This window comes from Facklamia sp. P9177 (assembly GCF_050409585.1).
Lineage (GTDB): Bacteria > Bacillota > Bacilli > Lactobacillales > Aerococcaceae > Facklamia.
This window is the reverse complement of record NZ_JBNUPE010000001.1, coordinates 166,155-183,125: the sequence shown is the minus strand read 5'-3', so window position 1 is coordinate 183,125 and position 16,971 is coordinate 166,155. Positions and strand designations below refer to the sequence as shown.

At 36.5% G+C, this 16,971-nt stretch carries 20 protein-coding genes and 1 other annotated feature; all 20 genes read right to left on the bottom strand.

The window, feature by feature from the left end; genetic code table 11:
* Positions 1–277: 277 nt before the first annotated feature.
* The 20 genes from ACQV18_RS00915 to ACQV18_RS00820 all read right to left on the bottom strand — a co-directional run bounded on the left by ACQV18_RS00915 (position 278) and on the right by ACQV18_RS00820 (position 16,971).
* Positions 278–1,666 (bottom strand): LPXTG cell wall anchor domain-containing protein, encoded by a 1,389-nt coding sequence (locus ACQV18_RS00915; protein ID WP_428892392.1) that lies wholly within the window; start codon positions 1,664–1,666, stop codon positions 278–280.
* Positions 1,667–1,964: 298 nt separating this feature from the next.
* Entirely contained in the window at positions 1,965–3,212 is a 1,248-nt protein-coding gene (locus tag ACQV18_RS00910) for a sensor histidine kinase (RefSeq protein ID WP_428892391.1), read from the bottom strand.
* The gene (locus tag ACQV18_RS00905; RefSeq protein ID WP_428874541.1) at positions 3,202–3,906 is read right to left on the bottom strand and encodes a response regulator transcription factor; all 705 of its coding nucleotides are present in this window, start codon (positions 3,904–3,906) and stop codon (positions 3,202–3,204) included. Before ACQV18_RS00905 ends, ACQV18_RS00910 begins: the two co-directional genes overlap by 11 nt.
* A 117-nt stretch (positions 3,907–4,023) precedes the next feature.
* Positions 4,024–4,401 carry a 50S ribosomal protein L7/L12 gene (gene rplL / locus ACQV18_RS00900; RefSeq protein WP_428874540.1) on the bottom strand — a complete coding sequence of 126 codons (378 nt, stop codon included), beginning with the start codon at positions 4,399–4,401 and terminating at the stop codon, positions 4,024–4,026.
* 59 nt (positions 4,402–4,460) lie between these two features.
* The gene (gene rplJ, locus ACQV18_RS00895; RefSeq protein ID WP_428874539.1) at positions 4,461–4,997 is read right to left on the bottom strand and encodes a 50S ribosomal protein L10; all 537 of its coding nucleotides are present in this window, start codon (positions 4,995–4,997) and stop codon (positions 4,461–4,463) included.
* A gap of 38 nt (positions 4,998–5,035) precedes the next feature.
* Positions 5,036–5,158, bottom strand: a sequence feature (ribosomal protein L10 leader region).
* Between the two features lie 37 nt (positions 5,159–5,195).
* On the bottom strand, positions 5,196–5,885 hold the full coding sequence (gene rplA / locus ACQV18_RS00890) for a 50S ribosomal protein L1 (protein WP_428874538.1): 690 nt from the start codon (positions 5,883–5,885) through the stop codon (positions 5,196–5,198).
* An 82-nt stretch (positions 5,886–5,967) separates the two neighbouring features.
* The gene (rplK, locus tag ACQV18_RS00885; protein WP_428874537.1) at positions 5,968–6,393 is read right to left on the bottom strand and encodes a 50S ribosomal protein L11; all 426 of its coding nucleotides are present in this window, start codon (positions 6,391–6,393) and stop codon (positions 5,968–5,970) included.
* Between the two features lie 143 nt (positions 6,394–6,536).
* A complete protein-coding gene (locus ACQV18_RS00880; protein WP_428892390.1) occupies positions 6,537–7,460 on the bottom strand; it encodes a lysostaphin resistance A-like protein in 924 nt (307 codons plus the stop codon).
* 20 nt (positions 7,461–7,480) lie between these two features.
* Positions 7,481–8,281, bottom strand: a complete 801-nt coding sequence (locus tag ACQV18_RS00875) for a hypothetical protein (RefSeq protein WP_428876486.1) — start codon at positions 8,279–8,281, stop codon at positions 7,481–7,483.
* A gap of 12 nt (positions 8,282–8,293) precedes the next feature.
* Positions 8,294–8,833, bottom strand: coding sequence for a transcription termination/antitermination protein NusG (gene nusG, locus ACQV18_RS00870; protein WP_428873018.1), 540 nt, complete (start codon positions 8,831–8,833; stop codon positions 8,294–8,296).
* A 110-nt stretch (positions 8,834–8,943) separates the two neighbouring features.
* Positions 8,944–9,123 (bottom strand): preprotein translocase subunit SecE, encoded by a 180-nt coding sequence (secE, locus tag ACQV18_RS00865; protein WP_090289890.1) that lies wholly within the window; start codon positions 9,121–9,123, stop codon positions 8,944–8,946.
* 14 nt (positions 9,124–9,137) lie between these two features.
* Complete coding sequence (rpmG, locus tag ACQV18_RS00860) at positions 9,138–9,290, bottom strand: 50S ribosomal protein L33 (RefSeq protein WP_258436941.1); 153 nt, start codon at positions 9,288–9,290, stop codon at positions 9,138–9,140.
* Positions 9,291–9,377: 87 nt separating this feature from the next.
* On the bottom strand, positions 9,378–9,911 hold the full coding sequence (gene msrA / locus ACQV18_RS00855; protein ID WP_428876487.1) for a peptide-methionine (S)-S-oxide reductase MsrA: 534 nt from the start codon (positions 9,909–9,911) through the stop codon (positions 9,378–9,380).
* Between the two features lie 17 nt (positions 9,912–9,928).
* The gene (locus tag ACQV18_RS00850; RefSeq protein WP_428873022.1) at positions 9,929–11,299 is read right to left on the bottom strand and encodes a D-alanyl-D-alanine carboxypeptidase; all 1,371 of its coding nucleotides are present in this window, start codon (positions 11,297–11,299) and stop codon (positions 9,929–9,931) included.
* Positions 11,300–11,587: 288 nt separating this feature from the next.
* Positions 11,588–13,063, bottom strand: coding sequence for an IMP dehydrogenase (gene guaB / locus ACQV18_RS00845; RefSeq protein ID WP_428875083.1), 1,476 nt, complete (start codon positions 13,061–13,063; stop codon positions 11,588–11,590).
* A 152-nt stretch (positions 13,064–13,215) separates the two neighbouring features.
* Positions 13,216–13,980, bottom strand: coding sequence for a DUF1129 domain-containing protein (locus ACQV18_RS00840; protein WP_428885063.1), 765 nt, complete (start codon positions 13,978–13,980; stop codon positions 13,216–13,218).
* Between the two features lie 11 nt (positions 13,981–13,991).
* Complete coding sequence (ychF, locus tag ACQV18_RS00835; protein ID WP_428873027.1) at positions 13,992–15,092, bottom strand: redox-regulated ATPase YchF; 1,101 nt, start codon at positions 15,090–15,092, stop codon at positions 13,992–13,994.
* A gap of 15 nt (positions 15,093–15,107) precedes the next feature.
* Positions 15,108–15,314 (bottom strand): DUF951 domain-containing protein, encoded by a 207-nt coding sequence (locus ACQV18_RS00830; protein WP_428873029.1) that lies wholly within the window; start codon positions 15,312–15,314, stop codon positions 15,108–15,110.
* A 24-nt stretch (positions 15,315–15,338) separates the two neighbouring features.
* The gene (locus ACQV18_RS00825; protein WP_428873031.1) at positions 15,339–16,217 is read right to left on the bottom strand and encodes a ParB/RepB/Spo0J family partition protein; all 879 of its coding nucleotides are present in this window, start codon (positions 16,215–16,217) and stop codon (positions 15,339–15,341) included.
* Positions 16,207–16,971, bottom strand: a complete 765-nt coding sequence (locus ACQV18_RS00820; RefSeq protein WP_428873033.1) for a ParA family protein — start codon at positions 16,969–16,971, stop codon at positions 16,207–16,209. The genes ACQV18_RS00825 and ACQV18_RS00820 overlap by 11 nt, the downstream gene beginning before the upstream one ends.

Here is a 16,971-nt window from a genome sequence, read left to right as displayed (position 1 = left end):
CGGCACTGCTAAAGAACATCATGGCTTTCGATAGACGCATTTTATTGGAAAAATCTTGATGGAATTTAAAGCAGGGCTCACTTTTACTTGTTTAAACATGAAGAAATTGGCAAATATACTAGAGATGAAGAGCTAGAAAGGCTTCGATTTTTTATTTTACAGGAAACTTTTAAGACAAATAAAGACAAACCCTTCCTTGAGAGTTACTCAAATAGGGTTTGTCTTCAATCTGAGAGCAAAATTATCTTGCTCTTTTAAATAGCTGCTATTAAATTAACTATGCTTCTTCACGTTTCTTAGCAACTAAGCCTAATCCTGCTAATACAGATAATGCTGCTGCACCATAAATTGCGAAGGTTGAACCTTCACCAGTTTGTGGTAATTCAGATTTAGATCCACCATTAGATTCTGGTTTAGATTCTGGTTTAGATCCTGGTTTATCTTCTTCGTGATCACCTTTATTTTGATCTTCTTTATCTTCTTTATCTAACTTATTTTCATCTGCAGCGATTTGATCTTCAATATCTTTGATTTTGTCTAAAGCTTTATCAGTGTCATTCATAACTTCTTTAAGAGCAGCTTCGTGTTCTTTACCGATTTGGTTGACAACTTTAGCAGCATCTACGTTTTCACACTTAGCAAGGTTAGCGATTTCTACTAAAAGCTTAGAAACTTTTACGTTAGCTTTTTTAGCATTAACTTGAGCGCCTAATAAAACTGCTTCTTGCTTCTTACGAGCTTTAACTGCTGCTTTGTGAGCATTCATAGTAGTCTCTACATTTGGTTCTACTTGAGCTAATTTAGTAGCTGCTGCTGTAGCTTTTTCTTCTGCTGCATCTAAAGCTTTTTGAGCTGCTGGGATTTTCCCAGTTTCTTTATAATTATCATTTGTTTCATAGTCAAATTCCAAGTTTTGAATGGCTGTGTTGTATTTATTTACAGCTGTTTCATCTGCTGTTGATTTAGTATTCATCGCTGCTGATTTAACTGCAAGGAATTCTTTTTCTGCAATTTGAACAGCGTTTTTAGCATTATTATGGTTAGTTTCCCATGCTGTAACTTTAGCTATTAATGCTTGATGAGCTTCTTCAGAAGCATCTTCATTTGTATCTGTTGTGGTTTCATAAGCTTCTAATACAGCTTTTGCATTATTCCATTCAGTTAATGCATTTTTTTCTTCTGTTTTAGCTGAGTCAACCTTAGCTTGAGCTGCTCCAACAGTGTTCTCATAAGCTTTTTGAGCTGCAGCTTTTTCTTGTTTCATTAATTCTTCTGCTGCTTTTTTAGCATTAGAATATTCTTTTTTTAATTGATCAAAATGTTTTTGAGCTGCATTTAATTCTGCTTTAGCTTCTTTATCAGCTGCTACTGCTTCATCATAAGCTTTTTTAGCTTCTTCATGTGCTGCTTCTGCTTCTTTTTCAGCATTTAATAATTCTGCTAATTTTTCTTCTGCTGCAATAACTGCTGCTTCTGCGTCACCTTTAGCTGTATTAGCTGCATTTAATTGATGTCCTGCTTCAGCTAATTTAGCTTGAGTTTGCTCTTTAGTGTAACGTACAGCGCACTCATTCGTTTGAGTTTGTGCGTTTACTGATGTTGCTACTGGCATTCCTGCTGCTGCAACAGTTAATGCTGCAACTGAAGTTAATAATAATTTTTTCATTTATTATACCTCTTTCTTTTTTTGTTTTTTACTTTTCTAGCGACGGCTGGAAAGCTTTTTGCATTCCTTACTTTTAATATTAACAAACTTCTAAATAATTTTCAAGGCTTTTTAAAGATAAAATTTAAAAACTTTAGGAATTCTTTAGAGTTTTGTTAGTACTTAAGTTTGAATAAGCATTTAACTTTCTTCCGACATGAATAATTATAACTTTCTCTTAAAGAATAGCAAGTAAATCTAAAGTTTTTAAAGATACAATTCGGTTTCAAATATTACAAGTATTGTAATGTTTGATTCTTTAATGTAAGTCTTCCCTTAAGATTGGAATTTCGACCCGAAAGACAAGATCTTGATCTTCCACAATTCCATAAGCTACCCCTTGATGAAGGGCAACCATATTGCGTACAATCGCTAACCCTAAGCCTGATCCCGGTTTTTGAGAGGTCCGTGAGCTGTCAGCTCGATAGGATCGTTCAAATACTCGTTCCAAATCTTCCTCATTCAATAAGGTGCCATTATTTCGAAACTCGATAACCACCCATTTTTCTGTTTTAATCGTATCCAGTCTGTTTTTTTGATAGCGAGTATATTTTTTATACTCTTGATCAGTCATTTCTGTCACTAATATTTTTTGATAAGTGGCACCTTCTCCGTATTTAAAAGTGTTGGTTATAAAGTTGTTAAATACTCTTACCATTTTTTCAGGATCAATTTCTAATACCAAGTCACTTGGTGTGACTTGACAGAACATTTCAATCCCTGCTTGCTTGGCTTGCAAATTAAAGTCAGCAAGCACCTGTTCTGTAAAAGCTTGCATAGCTATAGCTTGTTTATTAACTTTTGCAGTCGTTTGTTGGGTGGAAGTATATTCAAACAGATCATTGATTAATACTTGCATACTTTTAGCTTTACTATGCACTGTTTTTATATAAGAGGCCAGTTCTTCTTGAGTTAAATCTGAGCTGTCTTGAATCAGTCTTAAATACCCAAGTATTGAGGTAAGTGGCGTTCGAATATCATGACCTATATTATTCATTAATTCATCTTTTGTTTTCTCGGTCTCGTCTCTTTCCTTAAAAGCTTGATTAATAGAGTCCATCAGGGTGTTCACATCCTGAGCCAAAGTGACATAGTCTCCAATTCCCTCATTGGGAATTCTCAGGTCATACTTGCCTTTAGCCATGGCGGAAATATATTTACGAATATACCTTAAAGTAATCCGATTTCTTTCATGAATATATCTAAAAGTCACTGTAATAAATAAAGTAGCAAGATAAAGACCAATTAATATTTGATTACTTTTATTATAGAGTGTATATGCGATAATGTTATCTTTCAAATTTGTTTTAATGGTCCATCCTAAATTGAATGTTAAAAAATTTAAGAGTTGTTGATAGCTAAACATTAGCACAAGATAAATAAAGGAAACGGTACCAGCTACTATAAATAGATTTATCGTCATTTCAATGCGGTCGCTTTTACTTAGTTTAAAACTTTTAAAAGAAGGAATTAGTCCAGCCTTTTTTTCTTCATTCTTATTTATCAATCTTATAGCCCACTCCCCACACGGTTTGAATAACTTTCTCGCCGCCAGTTGCTTCTTCTATTTTATTTCTGAGGTTACTTACATGGACCATTACCGTTTTAGTAGAAGCAGAGGAATTATCCTTCCAAACACTATTAAGAATTTCATCAGCAGACCAAACTTTCCCCCTTTGCTCGGCAAGTAACTGTAAAATTTCAAATTCCAGACCTGTTACTTTAATTTCTTCTCCTTCAGCAGTCATCACTTGATGTCCTTTAGTATCGATTGTGACTGCTCCTAGATTAATAAAGTCTTTACTGTCTTTTTGCGCTAAAGAATGAGCATTCACACCTTGACGTCTTAAGATACTCTTGACTCTAGCGACTACCTCTAAAGGTTCAAAGGGTTTAGTAACATAATCATCGGCTCCTGCAAGCAAGCCAGAAATTTTATCGGTTTGAGTCTGATTAGCTGAAATAAAAATAACTGGAATGTCTACATTTTTATGACGCATGGCTTCTAATACTTCCATCCCCGTCATTTTAGGCATCATAATATCTAAAAGAGCGATATCTAATTCAGGATGTAAGTTAATTATTTCTAAAGCTTCTTCTCCGTTATTAGCTAATATACACTCATATCCCTCATTACGCATATAAATATGTAATAAATCTAAAATTGCTTTGTCATCATCTGCAATTAATAACTTGACCATTTTCTTCCCTCCTCAATCTTTCTCTTCCATTATAGCCCAACTTTTTAAATTTATCTTTAAAAAGGGAAAAACCTGATCAGAAGATCTGACCAGGTTAATATAGATGGGATAGAGAAATTATTTAACTTCTACAGATCCACCAACTTCTTCAATTTTAGCTTTCAATTCTTCAGCGTCTTCTTTAGAAATGCCTTCTTTGATTGCTTTAGGAGCGTTGTCTACTAATTCTTTAGCTTCTTTCAAGCCCAAGCCAGTAGCTTCACGAACCACTTTGATTACTTTAATTTTAGCGTCGCCAGCTGAATTTAATACTACGTCAAATTCAGTTTGCTCTGCAGCAGCTTCGCCACCGCCAGCAGCAGGTCCAGCTGCAACAGCTACAGGAGCCGCAGCAGATACGCCAAATTCTTCTTCAATTGCTTCTACTAATTCGTTTAATTCTACAACTGTTGCTGATTTGATATCTTCAATAATTTGTTCAATATTTAATGCCATTTTGGTTTCCTCCAAATATTTTTTTAGTTTATATTGTACTTATGCGACGAGCGAGCGATTTAGGCAGCACCTTTTTTGTCGATAATTCCGTTCAAAGCGTAAACCATTTGTTGTGCTGGGTTTGCTTGAGAAAGGACAGATGCCACATTGCGCATTGGCGCTTGCAATACAGATAGTAACATTGAAAGTAATTCTTCGCGACCAGGCATTTTCGCTACTTGTTCAATCATTTCTTTAGTAGCTGCTTGACCTTCAACAATTCCGCCACGAATTTCAAGAGTTTCATTGTCTTTAGCAAAGTTTGCTGAAATTTTCGCTGGATTTACGACGTCATCTGAGAAGACAATCGCTGAAGGACCCTTGAATAAATCTTGAGGAACTTCGATTCCTGCTTTTTCAGCCGCACGACGAAGCATTGTGTTTTTCACAACCTTCATTTGAACGCCTGCATCACGTAATTGTTTACGGTAGTCTGTTACTTCTTCAACCGTTAAGCCAAGATAATCCACTACAACGATTGTTGCAGAGTTTTTCATATCTTCAGCAATTTTTTCAATTTCTTGAGCCTTTGCATTTAATACTGCTTCTTTAACCATGTTTCTTCTTTCACCTCCATCAAATAGGTATAGAGATTTTTTAAAATTAAAAATCTCTATGTCACCTAGACATAGAGATAGCTTCCTGTTTAACGGGAACTTCCTCGGTAAGAAATTAAGGCTTAGCCACTTACTGTCTTAGGTCGTTTAAAATACTTATTTATCATAGTGATAAACAAATTATTTGTCAATATGAAATTATAAACTTTCGACGTTAATCTTGATTCCGGGTCCGAAAGTGGTTGCTAAAGCTAAATTAGTAATATAAGTTCCTTTAGCTGTAGCTGGCTTCACACGCATAATTTGCTCATGAAGTGCTTTGAAGTTTTCCACTAATTTTTCATCTTCAAAAGATACTTTACCAATTGGAACATTCACGATACCTGCTTTATCTGCACGGTAAGTTACTTGTCCAGCCTTGATATCGTTAACGGCTTTGGTTACGTCCATTGTAACGGTACCTGTTTTAGGGTTTGGCATTAAGCCTTTAGGTCCTAAGACACGACCCAAACGTCCAACTTGTCCCATCATATCTGGGGTAGCTACCATTACGTCGAAATCTAACCAACCACCGTTGATTTTATTAATTAGATCTTCTTCACCAACAAAGTCTGCTCCAGCAGCTTCTGCTTCAGCGGCTTTTTCACCTTTTGCAATAACTACCACTGTTTGTGTTTTACCTGTTCCATGTGGTAGCACCATTGCGCCACGAATTTGTTGGTCTGCTTTTTTAACATCGATATTTAAATTGTAAGATACTTCAACAGAGGCATCAAATTTTGCAAAATCAATTTCTTTTGCTAATGCGACTGCTTCTGTTACATCATATTTCTTTGTACGGTCAACTTTTTCTCTTGCCGCTACATAGTTTTTGCTTTTCTTAGCCATTTGTTTTTCCTCCTATATTTGTGGTTATTCGGGGTTTCCCTCCCACACCCGATAGAAACGGGGCGAGAAGCTACCTTGGCGCTTAGTCTTCGACTGTAATCCCCATTGAACGGGCAGTTCCTTCAACCATACGCATAGCAGCTTCTACATCGGCTGCATTTAAGTCTGCCATTTTAATTTCTGCGATTTCACGGACTTGATCACGTGTAACCTTTCCGACTTTGTTCTTGTTAGGTTCACCTGAAGCCTTTTTCAAGCCAACAGCTTTTTTCAATAGGATTGGAGCTGGTGGTGTTTTAGTAATAAAGGTAAATGAACGGTCTTCATAGACATCAATAACAACTGGAATAATCATTCCTTGTTGATCTTGAGTACGTGCGTTAAATTCCTTCGTAAAGGACATGATATTAACGCCGGCTTGACCTAACGCTGGTCCTACTGGTGGAGCTGGGCTCGCTTGACCTGCAGGGATTTGTAATTTTACTTGAGTGACAACTTTTTTAGCCACGAATATTCCTCCTTATGTCAATTTTCGTGATGTGGTAATTGGAGCTTTTATCTTTTTTAAACTTGCTCCTCCCACCCAATGCATGGTTTGAATACATGCATTGCAATATTATAACGGAAGGCTTATGAGATTGCAAGAAGTTTTTAAATAGCTTTTTCTTGTTTCGGACATTTATTGATTAAGTAAATACAAGCAGCTACTAAAATAACTGTAACCACAAGACCCCCCTCAAATCCAAAGTCTCCACCATTGATCAAACTGGCCTCAGCTTTGGATTTAGTTAGTAATAGTGTGCCCGGTAATACCAATCCACTCACTTGGGCCCCAAAGACCACACCCATTATAAAATTCCAAAAGGAATGAGCTGCTCCTGTTAACCACATATTATCAGTATTATAGAATAATAAGGAAAAGAAAATACCGGCTAAGGCAATGTTAACTAAGGCTAAAACTGTAACTCCTGGATTGCCATAATGCAACAAACTAAAGAAGATGGAGTTTATCAAAATGGCAAGAGGAACTCCCCAAGCGGCTGCCAAGCCATTCATCAAGTAACCTCTCAAGAGGATTTCTTCAGACATTCCTTGGATCATAAAGCCGACTAATAAGAGGATAAACGCCACTCCATCGGCCTGAGGGTTCATTTGGACAGAGATCGTCCCCATCAAAAGATTAACTAAAAAAATAAAGAACATTAAGGCGGCAGCAATTACGACGCCCATCCCATATTTTTTTAGGAAATTATCTTTATAAAAGCCAAAGGAGTTAAGTCTGCGTCCTTGCAACCATTTAGCCAAAAGGACCGTTGTAATAATAGTAATAATCGTTAAAAATAGTTCTAAATAAACCATTAATGGCTCGTTTAACAGTGCTTGACCTACATCTTCGGTTAAAAAGGAATCACCAAATTTCATATAGATTAATGGACCAATTAAAAAAACTGAAATAAGTGAAGCAAATAGTAAACTAACAAGATTTATAAGCGCAGTAAAAGCAATAACCCTAAATGGTTTTTTGCCTGCTTGTTTCTGCGTCAACTGCATCGATTGATTGAAAGGCCAGTTCATAGTTTTCCTCCTATAAAAATCTAAAAAGTCTTTTGCTTTATTTGATAACGCAAGTAACGTATGTATACGGCTAAGGTCAGAATAAATACAACCGCAATCACAAGATAAAAGAAGTTATGTCTTAATCCAAAGGATGAACGAGGATAATGATGATAGAGTAGCCCTAATTGAAAGATTAAAACAGCCGGCATAATTGCCTGGTTACCATAACGTGCATACAAGTAGCTACTTCCGGCTGCAATAGCAAGAATTAAAAGGCAAGCAAGTGCTATCATCCACCCATTATGACTGTTTAATCCTTTACTCACTAAATAGCTATAAAAAATATGGGCCGTCATACTGATCAACCAACCGGTATGAAGACCAATGGGAAGCTTTAATAGCCAACTTGGTTCGTTCAGGGAGCTTTTATATGAAATTAATTTCATAAAAGAAATAATCCGTCTCAAATAGAGCACCATAAGGATGAAGGTAAATAAATATAATTGTTGCGACCATATCAAAAGATAGACTGTATGGTAAAAAGATAATTCAACTAATTTGGGAGCCACTAACAGTGAATAACTCTGATCAAAAGTTGTAAAAGCCTGTCTCCGTTGTCCCGCAAATAAACCAAACGCTTCCCATAGAATAATGATTGGCCAGAGATAAAAAGTGAATTCTACAGGAAGCAAAACATGAGGAACTTCCTCTAAGACTTGGTTCAAGCTGATGGATTCGATAAAACTGGCATCAAAAACCAACTGTAAGCACAAAACCAAGAGATACATCACCATGGCTAAACGAAAATAGAGGATGTGGTGGTCAGTCTTTTGTTTCATGAAACCACCTAATTAAAGATTATCTTTGCGCACTTGCATAAAGTCCAATTCGGCTACTGTTTCACGACCAAACATTTCAATAACTACTTTAAGTTTTTGATTTTCTTCACTGATTTCTTCGATTTCTCCAGTCATTCCTGAGAAAGCGCCATCGATAATTTCAACTAAATCGCCCACTTCAACTTCTAATTGAACTTTCTGAGCAGGCTTATCCCCCAAGATCGCTTCCATTTCCTCAGGTAAAAGAGGTGCCGGCTTAGATCCAGCGCCATGTGAGCCTACAAATCCAGTCACGCCTGGCGTATTACGAACAATAAACCAAGACTCATCAGACATCACCATTTCAACTAACACATAACCTGGGAAGGTCTTTTGAATCTTTGTTTTCTTCTCTCCATCTTGCATTTCGGTTACCTCTTCTTCAGGTACTACCACATTGAAGATAAAGTCTTCCATATTCATACTTTCTGCTCGCATCATAATATTCTCTTTTACTTTATTCTCATAACCAGAATAAGTATGCAAAACGTACCATTCCTTATTAGATTCCATAGTTAAATCTCCTTTAATTAATTTCTTGTAAAATAAAAAACCTACAAGGGTGTAGGTTTTATTTGTATTCTATTATAACATGCTTAAGCAAATAATAAATATTTTTATGATTATGCGCCTAGACTAATTAACCAGTCGATGAAATTGCCAAATACAAAATCTGTTAAAGCAAAGTATAATCCAAAGAAAATAATCATCATAATTACGGTCCAAGTAAATTTATTTACTTGCTTAGCTGTAGGCCAAGTTACTTTTTTCATTTCTTGGGCAATGCCTTTAATGTAACTCATTATATTCCTCTTTTCTATTTGGTTTCTCTATGAATCGTGTGTTTATTACAATTCTTGCAGAATTTCTTAATTTCTAATCGAGTGGTTTGGCCCGCTTGAGTTGGTATCATTTGATAATTACGGTTTCCACATTCACTACAAGCTAGTGACGCTTTCTTTTGAGCCATTTTCCCACCTCCGTCTTTTGTTTAGAATCATTAAGAATGATAAATAGAAATCTTTTAAATGTCAAGCTTAGCTTAGCATTTACTATCTTAATTCAATTTATCTTTAACCTCTTCAACAAATTTTTTACGCCCGGAACCACGGTAGAAATTTTGATAATGATCCGGTTCTTTGCGGTGAAAGTCTTGGTGATAGTCCTCTGCAAGGTAAAATGTTTGGGCTGGACTGATTGGCACAACAATCGGCTTTTTGAAAACTTGTGACGCTTCAAGTTCTGCTTTCGATTGTTCGGCTTCTTCCTTTTGGGCTTGGGTACTATAAAAAATTTCTGGTCGGTAAGAGGAGCCTCGATCACCGAACTGTCCATCTTTATCAGTCGGATCGACTGAAGACCAATAAATTTTTAGAAGTTCTTGATAGCTTATTTTACTAGGATCGTATTCGATTTTGACAGCTTCTGCATGACCCGTTTGTCCTGAGCAGACTTCTTCATAGGTAGGATTCACACTATCTCCACCCGTATAGCCAGAAGCTACAGAGATAACACCATCTCTTTCATCAAATGGATGAACCATGCACCAAAAACAACCTCCTGCAAAAATCGCCGTTTCTTTATTTTCCATAATTTTACCTCCCTTATTTAATTAAATAAATCCGTAAAGAATTTTCGAACAGCATTCCAAGTATTTTCGCCAGTATTTTGAACATTTCGCCAAGTTTTTTCTAAGATATTGGCTTCTTCGATATCTTCTGCTACTTTTACTGGCACATAATTTCCTCTACCGGACTTTAGAATAGGTAGACGATAATCAGCTATATCGACTTGCATTTTTCCTACAACCTTGCCTGCTTTAACAGGCGCTTTAACGTGATAATTGGTCACTTCTTGATTAGCTGTAAATTGATAAACCAGTCGTGGGGCCGTATCAATAATAGGTACCACTAATTGTAAGTTTGATCCATACATTAATTGTAACTTATTAACTTTGCCATTTTCCACTTTAATGGAGTCTAGGTGAGTAGCTAATGAATTTTCTTCAATAACTGTTTCAATGCGGAAGATATTTTGGGCCCTTTCAATCAATTCTCTACTAACTTGATAAAGCTTTTCGTTTTCACTGACACCTAATACCACTACTATTAGACGTAAATCATTCTTTTCTGTCGTTGCAACTAAATTATAACCATCTTCTTCTGATTTACTGGCAGTCAAACCATCAACATTCTCCATAGCATAAAGTGAATTAGCACTTTCAATTAGCAGATTGGGATTGGTCATTTCAAACTCATCGCTCGTATCTTCTTGAAAAAGCTTTTGATAAATCTGACTAGCTTCCATACATTCAGGGTATTCATTAATCAGATGATAGGCTATGGTAGCAACTGTTTGAGCAGTCATTTTGTTAGTTCGCCCTTGATAAATGCTTTCAGAATCACCCACTTGATAACGATCACTCACTCCAGTCACATTTATTAAATCAAAATCTTCTTCTCCCCATTCATTTAACTGTTCTTTCATTTGCTTAAGTGTTTCTGCTTCGGATCCGGTTAATTCTTCTGCTAAGGCTAAAGCCGCTCCTCTGGCAGCATTTAAACTAACAGCTTCCATTAAATCTTTTAAGGAATAAGACAAGTCTTGTCTTAAAGGAACATTCGGCAAATTATAATCTTGACTCAAAGCGTAAACCTCGTCCGATATCCATACCTCTTGATCACTGTCCAACTGACCTTGATCAATGGCTTGATACACCCTATATAATAAAAGTAATTGACTAAAAGAACCCACTTCAACTAGCTGGTCCACTTCATGCTTATAAAGGATTTGCCCATTGAGGCCGTCTACAATATAGGCCCCCTTTACTTCCTCAAAAACAGGCATCGCGTTTACCAGATTTTCAGCTATACTTTCTTCCGGCAGAGTATCCATTTCTTGCAAGGAAGCCTCATCAGTGGGATTTGAATCTTTCGATGTAGTCACAGCATAACCATCAGTTGATAGAAAGTTATTCATAAGTAATCCTAAGACAAGTATCCTTTTAATACCGTTTATAAGCAATGTTAGGCTCCACTCCTCACTCTTTATGCTCATTTAAAAGTTGCTTTTTCTATTATACCCAACTGAATAAAAAAAGGTAGTTCTCACTTTCCTATTAAAATAAGCTTTTCCTAATTTAGATACAGAGTTATTCAATTGTTAGCAGCTTTTAATTTTACTTGTCTTTTTTAAGTAAAAAATGATAGAAATTAATAAAAAAGTATCAAAGTCTATTGCAGTAGGCTTTGATACTTCAGTTTATCTTTATCTTGAATAGTTTGGTGCTTCCTTGGTGATATTAATGTCATGTGGGTGAGATTCAATCAGTCCTGCACCAGACATTCTTACAAATTGTGCTTCCTCACGCAATTCTTTAAGGTTAGCTGAACCGGTATAACCCATACCAGATCTTAAACCTCCAACCATTTGGAAGATAACATCTTCAACGGCACCTTTATATGCAACACGTCCTTCAATACCTTCAGGAACCATTTTGTTGGCTTCTGATTTTGATTGGAAGTAACGATCACTTGATCCTGAACGCATAGCAGCTAAAGAGCCCATGCCACGATAAGATTTGTATTTTCTACCTTGATAAATTTCCATTTCACCTGGTGATTCATCTGTTCCTGCTAACATAGAGCCGAGCATAGCCGCATGCCCACCCGCTGCAAGCGCCTTAACAATATCACCTGAATACTTAATGCCGCCATCAGCAATAATGGTCTTACCAAATTCTTTTGCTGCTGAAGCACATTCATAGATAGCAGTTAGTTGAGGAACTCCTACTCCGGCTACTACACGAGTTGTACAAATTGAACCAGGTCCGATACCCACTTTTACAATATCAACACCAATTTCAAATAAAGCGCGTGTCGCTTCGGCTGTTGCTACGTTACCAGCAATAATGGTTACATCTGGGTAAGCCTCTCTGATTTCTTTGACTTTACGAATCACGCCTTCAGAATGCCCGTGAGCGGTATCAATTACAATCGCATCAACTTGTTCTTTAATTAAGGCTTCTGCCCTTTCAAATGTATCACTAGTTATTCCAATGGCTGCCGCCACTAATAGTCTACCATGTTGATCTTTAGCAGCTTGAGGATATTGAATGACTTTCTCAATATCTTTTATAGTAATTAGACCTGAAAGACGTCCTTCATCATCTACTAGTGGTAATTTTTCAATCCGATTTTTATAAAGAATCTTTTCAGCTTCTTCTAGTGAAGTGCCAATGGCTGCTGTTACCAGATTCTCATGAGTCATGTGAGAGCCAATATTATCTTGATAATTTTCAATGAAACGCATGTCACGATTTGTAATAATACCTACAAGTGTCAAATCGTCTTCACTTTTTACAATTGGAACACCTGATATGCGGTAATGACTCATTAAATCTTCTGCTTCTTGCAATAGATTCTCAGGAGTTAAATAAAATGGGTCCAAGATAACGCCATTTTCCGAACGTTTTACTTTTCGTACTTCGTTTGCTTGATCTTCAATAGACATATTCTTATGGACAACACCTAATCCTCCCTGTCTGGCTATAGCAATCGCCATGTTCCCATCCGTTACGGTATCCATACTGGCTGATAAGATGGGAATATTTAGTTTTAAATTAGGGGCTAATTGGACTGATAAATCGACATCATTTGGTAATACCTCACTATGAGCTGGAACTAACAAGACATCATCAAATGTGTAACCTTCACGCGCAAATTTTGTTTCCCAAGATGACATTATTTTCCTCCTATATGTTTTTGATTCTCTACAAGCGATTCGACGATAATTTCCAACTAATTTAACATGTTAGTGGGAATGAAACAAGTTTTTTGCAGATGTTAGATTATGAGAAGTATTTAATGTTCGTCTTTTTATCAAACAGCATGCCCTTAAAAGAGTCCACCAACTATTTTCCACTTTCTCTTTAAGTAATAACGTAAGACCAAAGTAATTACACCCAGTATGATATAGCCCATAGGCGGTAAAATTGGGTTAATTACCGGCGGTATAAAGGCTTGACTTAACATAATTAAACCAATCCAAGCCATCATTGCAATTGTAGATGCCATGAAATAGCGCCCATAACCCTTTTGCCCTTTAGGAGCATCCAAGTCTGGTAAGACTTTTGCTGTTCGCATCATCGCATAACCACCGATAGCATAATTGAGGATAACTGTTAGGATACCCATATAGAAATTTTCTTGAACATTTGAACTCCCACTTAAACCAAATACACCCGTTATTAGGGTGAAAATAGCTCCTAACATTAACCCACCATCGACAGCAATTTGCCAATCCGGTGACTTCTCTTTTTCTTCATGCTCTTTTACTGCTTTACTAATAATAATCTGACTAGTTTCACTAGGCGTTCCATAAATATGTTTAGCAGTATGACCATCTTTTTGCCCTTCTAAAAGTGTATCTACCATTTCCAAATAAACTACTTGACAATTTGCTTGTGATATTTGTTCTTCTTTTAAGTAGCGATCAATGTCTAGCATAAATTTTAGATTGCGTTTGGTTAACTGGTCCACCTTTTCTTGTGGTACCCCAGTTAATATCGAGCTTTCTTGACTTTCAACAACCACTTGATTTTCAAGTGGTTGGCTATTTGAGACTTCTTCTACAACTTTTTCTTCTTGCTGATCTTTCATTGAATTTCCTCCTATACATTAAAGCGAAAGAGCATAATGTCTCCATCTTTAACTATATACTCCTTACCTTCTGAGCGATAGAGGCCTTTTTCTTTTACTGCTTGCTCAGAGCCATACTTCACTAAATCATCATAAGCCATGGTCTCTGCACGAATAAATCCGCGTTCAAAATCTGAGTGAATCACACCGGCTGCTTGTGGTGCCTTCATTCCTACTTTAAAAGTCCAAGCTCGAACTTCTTTTTCACCGGCTGTAAAATAAGTTCCCAAACCAAGCAATTTATAAACTGATTGAATTAAGCGGTCAAGACCTGAAGTTTTTAAACCGTAATCTTCTAAGAAACTGGTCTTTTCTTCATCATCTAGTTCTGCAATCTCTTCTTCTAAACGAGCGGAAACGGGAACAACTTCTGCGCCTTGCTGGTCAGCTAATTCACGAACTTTTGCTAAGAACGGGTTTCCTTCTGGATTGCTAACTTCTTCTTCACCTATATTGGCAACATAAAGCATTTTCTTACGTGTTAACAAGAACAAGTTATTGACGTAAGGTAATTGTTCATCGTAAAACTCCACACTATTAGCTAATTGGTTGTGTTCCAAAGCCTCTTTTAATTTTAAAAGTACTTCATGCTCAGCAACAGCCTCTTTGTCTTTAGTACGTGCTAACTTTTCAACTTTAGTAATTCGTTTTTCAATGGTTTCTAAATCTGCCAAAATCAGCTCTAAGTTAATGGTTTCAATATCTTCAATCGGATCAACTTTACCTGAAACGTGAGTAATATTAGAGTCTTCAAAACAACGCACAACGTGACAAATGGCATCTACTTGGCGGATATTGGCTAAGAATTTATTACCCAGCCCTTCCCCTTTACTCGCTCCTTTTACTATCCCTGCGATATCGGTGAATTCTATTGTAGTCGGGATGGTTTTTTTTGGTTTGACAAGGCGAGTAATCTCTGTCAAACGTTCATCAGGGACTTCCACAACCCCTACGTTAGGATCAATAGTAGCGAAAGGATAATTTGCCGCTTCCACTCCAGCTTTAGTAATTGCATTAAATAAAGTTGATTTGCCCACATTTGGTAGTCCCACAATTCCTGCTGTTAATGCCATAATTTCACTCTCTTTCTAAAGGTTTACTTCTTGATGTTTTTTAAGAATTTTTTTCATCTTCTTTTCAAAGTCACGGCGTGTCATGGTAACAATATGCTGACAATTTTCACAACGTATACGAATATCCATACCCATTCGTATAATTTGCCAGCGATTAGTTTGACAAGCATGTGGCTTTTTCATTTCTACTATATCGAACTTATCGTAAGCTTTTGGATCCATTTTGACCCTCCTATTTGTCACTATTTAAACTTGAATGTTAAGTAAGTCTAGAATTCTTGTCAAATCTGAATCGTTGACGAATTCTAATTCAATTTTTCCCTTGTTTCCTTTTGAAACAATTTTAGCGGGTGTCCCAAACTTTTCTTCCATTTGATTTTCAATTGCTAACCAAAGTGGTGATTTATTTTCGGTTCGTCCCTTTTTCGTCATTTTTGGTAATGATTGATTATATTTTTGTACTACTTCTTCTAACTGACGCACTGTAAGCTGTTCTTTAACAACTTTTTTAGCTAAATTCTCCATCTGACTCTTATCTTTTAACCCTAAAATGGTGCGTGCTTGGCCCATGGATAGTTTTTCTTCATTTACTAACTGTTTAATTGGATCTGGCAATTGAAGTAAACGAATATAATTGGCTATATAAGGGCGACTTTTCCCAATACGTTCAGCAACTTCTGCTTGCGTTAATTTTAAACGTTCCATTAGCATATCATATGCTTCTGCTTCTTCTAAAGGACTCAAATCTTCTCTTTGCAAGTTCTCTATTACAGCAATCTCAATCATTGCTTCTTCATCAAGTTCTCTAACAATTGCTGGAATGGTTGTTTTGCCTGCCAATTTAGAAGCACGTACCCTACGCTCTCCTGCAATAATTTCATATCCTTTAATAGAGGATTTTCTAATAATAATAGGTTGGAAAACACCCGTTTGACGAATCGATTCCGCTAACTCATTCAAAGCATTGAGATCAAAGTGTTTTCTAGGTTGGTAGGGATTTGGACGAATATCTTCTAATTTAATTTCGGTGACCATTTCGTGATCGTTAGGTACTTCTTCATAAGCTGAACTAAAGAGAGCTTCCATTCCACGACCTAGTCCACCTTTTTTTGGTTTATTGGCCATTATTGATCACTTCCTCTGCCAATTCTTTATACATGATGGCTCCTCTAGATTTTGGGTCATAATCAATTACTGACAAACCATAAGATGGAGCCTCTGACAAACGAATGTTTCGTGAAATTACCGTATCATATACTTTCTCTTGGAAGTATTTACGTACTTCATCAACTACTTCATAGCCCAAGTTCGTGCGCGCATCTAGCATAGTTATTAATACACCTTCAATTCTGAATTGAGGATTTAATGACTTTTGAACTAAGCGGATTGTATTTAATAATTGACTTAAACCTTCTAAGGCATAATATTCTGCTTGAACCGGAATCAAAATTGTATCAGATGCTGTAAAGGCATTAATAGATAATTGCCCTAAGGACGGTGGACAATCTACTAAAAGATAATCATAATCTTGCTTTATTGATTCTACAGCTTCTTTTAAGCGAAATTCGCGGTCTTTAAAATTTACTAATTCAATTTCAGCAGCTGCTAAAGAAATAGTTGATGGGATAATATCTAGATTTTCTCTAGAAGTGGTTAAGATACTATCCTGAATAGGTACTCGATCGACCAGCACTTCATATAAGCTATAAGTCACATCGCCTCTTTCAATTCCTAAACCGGAAGTAGCATTTCCTTGAGAATCGGAGTCAATAACCAGTACCTTTTTCCCCATAAAGGCTAATGCTGCACCCAAATTAACAGTTGTGGTTGTTTTACCAACTCCGCCTTTTTGGTTGCCGATTGCAATCATTTTTCCCAT

What these genes read in the sequence shown, in the direction of transcription:
- ACQV18_RS00905 (WP_428874541.1), bottom strand. Translation starts at nt 3,906, where the DNA reads ATGGTCAAGTTATTAATTGCAGATGATGACAAAGCAATTTTAGATTTA.
- ACQV18_RS00840 (WP_428885063.1), bottom strand. Translation starts at nt 13,980, where the DNA reads ATGAAAGATCAGCAAGAAGAAAAAGTTGTAGAAGAAGTCTCAAATAGC.
- ychF (WP_428873027.1), bottom strand. Translation starts at nt 15,092, where the DNA reads ATGGCATTAACAGCAGGAATTGTGGGACTACCAAATGTGGGCAAATCA.
- rplL (WP_428874540.1), bottom strand. Translation starts at nt 4,401, where the DNA reads ATGGCATTAAATATTGAACAAATTATTGAAGATATCAAATCAGCAACA.
- nusG (WP_428873018.1), bottom strand. Translation starts at nt 8,833, where the DNA reads ATGGAATCTAATAAGGAATGGTACGTTTTGCATACTTATTCTGGTTAT.
- ACQV18_RS00875 (WP_428876486.1), bottom strand. Translation starts at nt 8,281, where the DNA reads ATGAAACAAAAGACTGACCACCACATCCTCTATTTTCGTTTAGCCATG.
- ACQV18_RS00830 (WP_428873029.1), bottom strand. Translation starts at nt 15,314, where the DNA reads ATGGATCCAAAAGCTTACGATAAGTTCGATATAGTAGAAATGAAAAAG.
- msrA (WP_428876487.1), bottom strand. Translation starts at nt 9,911, where the DNA reads ATGGAAAATAAAGAAACGGCGATTTTTGCAGGAGGTTGTTTTTGGTGC.
- rplA (WP_428874538.1), bottom strand. Translation starts at nt 5,885, where the DNA reads ATGGCTAAGAAAAGCAAAAACTATGTAGCGGCAAGAGAAAAAGTTGAC.
- ACQV18_RS00880 (WP_428892390.1), bottom strand. Translation starts at nt 7,460, where the DNA reads ATGAACTGGCCTTTCAATCAATCGATGCAGTTGACGCAGAAACAAGCA.
- ACQV18_RS00850 (WP_428873022.1), bottom strand. Translation starts at nt 11,299, where the DNA reads ATGAATAACTTTCTATCAACTGATGGTTATGCTGTGACTACATCGAAA.
- secE (WP_090289890.1), bottom strand. Translation starts at nt 9,123, where the DNA reads ATGAGTTACATTAAAGGCATTGCCCAAGAAATGAAAAAAGTAACTTGG.
- rplJ (WP_428874539.1), bottom strand. Translation starts at nt 4,997, where the DNA reads ATGGTTAAAGAAGCAGTATTAAATGCAAAGGCTCAAGAAATTGAAAAA.
- ACQV18_RS00825 (WP_428873031.1), bottom strand. Translation starts at nt 16,217, where the DNA reads ATGGCCAATAAACCAAAAAAAGGTGGACTAGGTCGTGGAATGGAAGCT.
- guaB (WP_428875083.1), bottom strand. Translation starts at nt 13,063, where the DNA reads ATGTCATCTTGGGAAACAAAATTTGCGCGTGAAGGTTACACATTTGAT.
- ACQV18_RS00915 (WP_428892392.1), bottom strand. Translation starts at nt 1,666, where the DNA reads ATGAAAAAATTATTATTAACTTCAGTTGCAGCATTAACTGTTGCAGCA.
- rpmG (WP_258436941.1), bottom strand. Translation starts at nt 9,290, where the DNA reads ATGGCTCAAAAGAAAGCGTCACTAGCTTGTAGTGAATGTGGAAACCGT.
- ACQV18_RS00820 (WP_428873033.1), bottom strand. Translation starts at nt 16,971, where the DNA reads ATGGGAAAAATGATTGCAATCGGCAACCAAAAAGGCGGAGTTGGTAAA.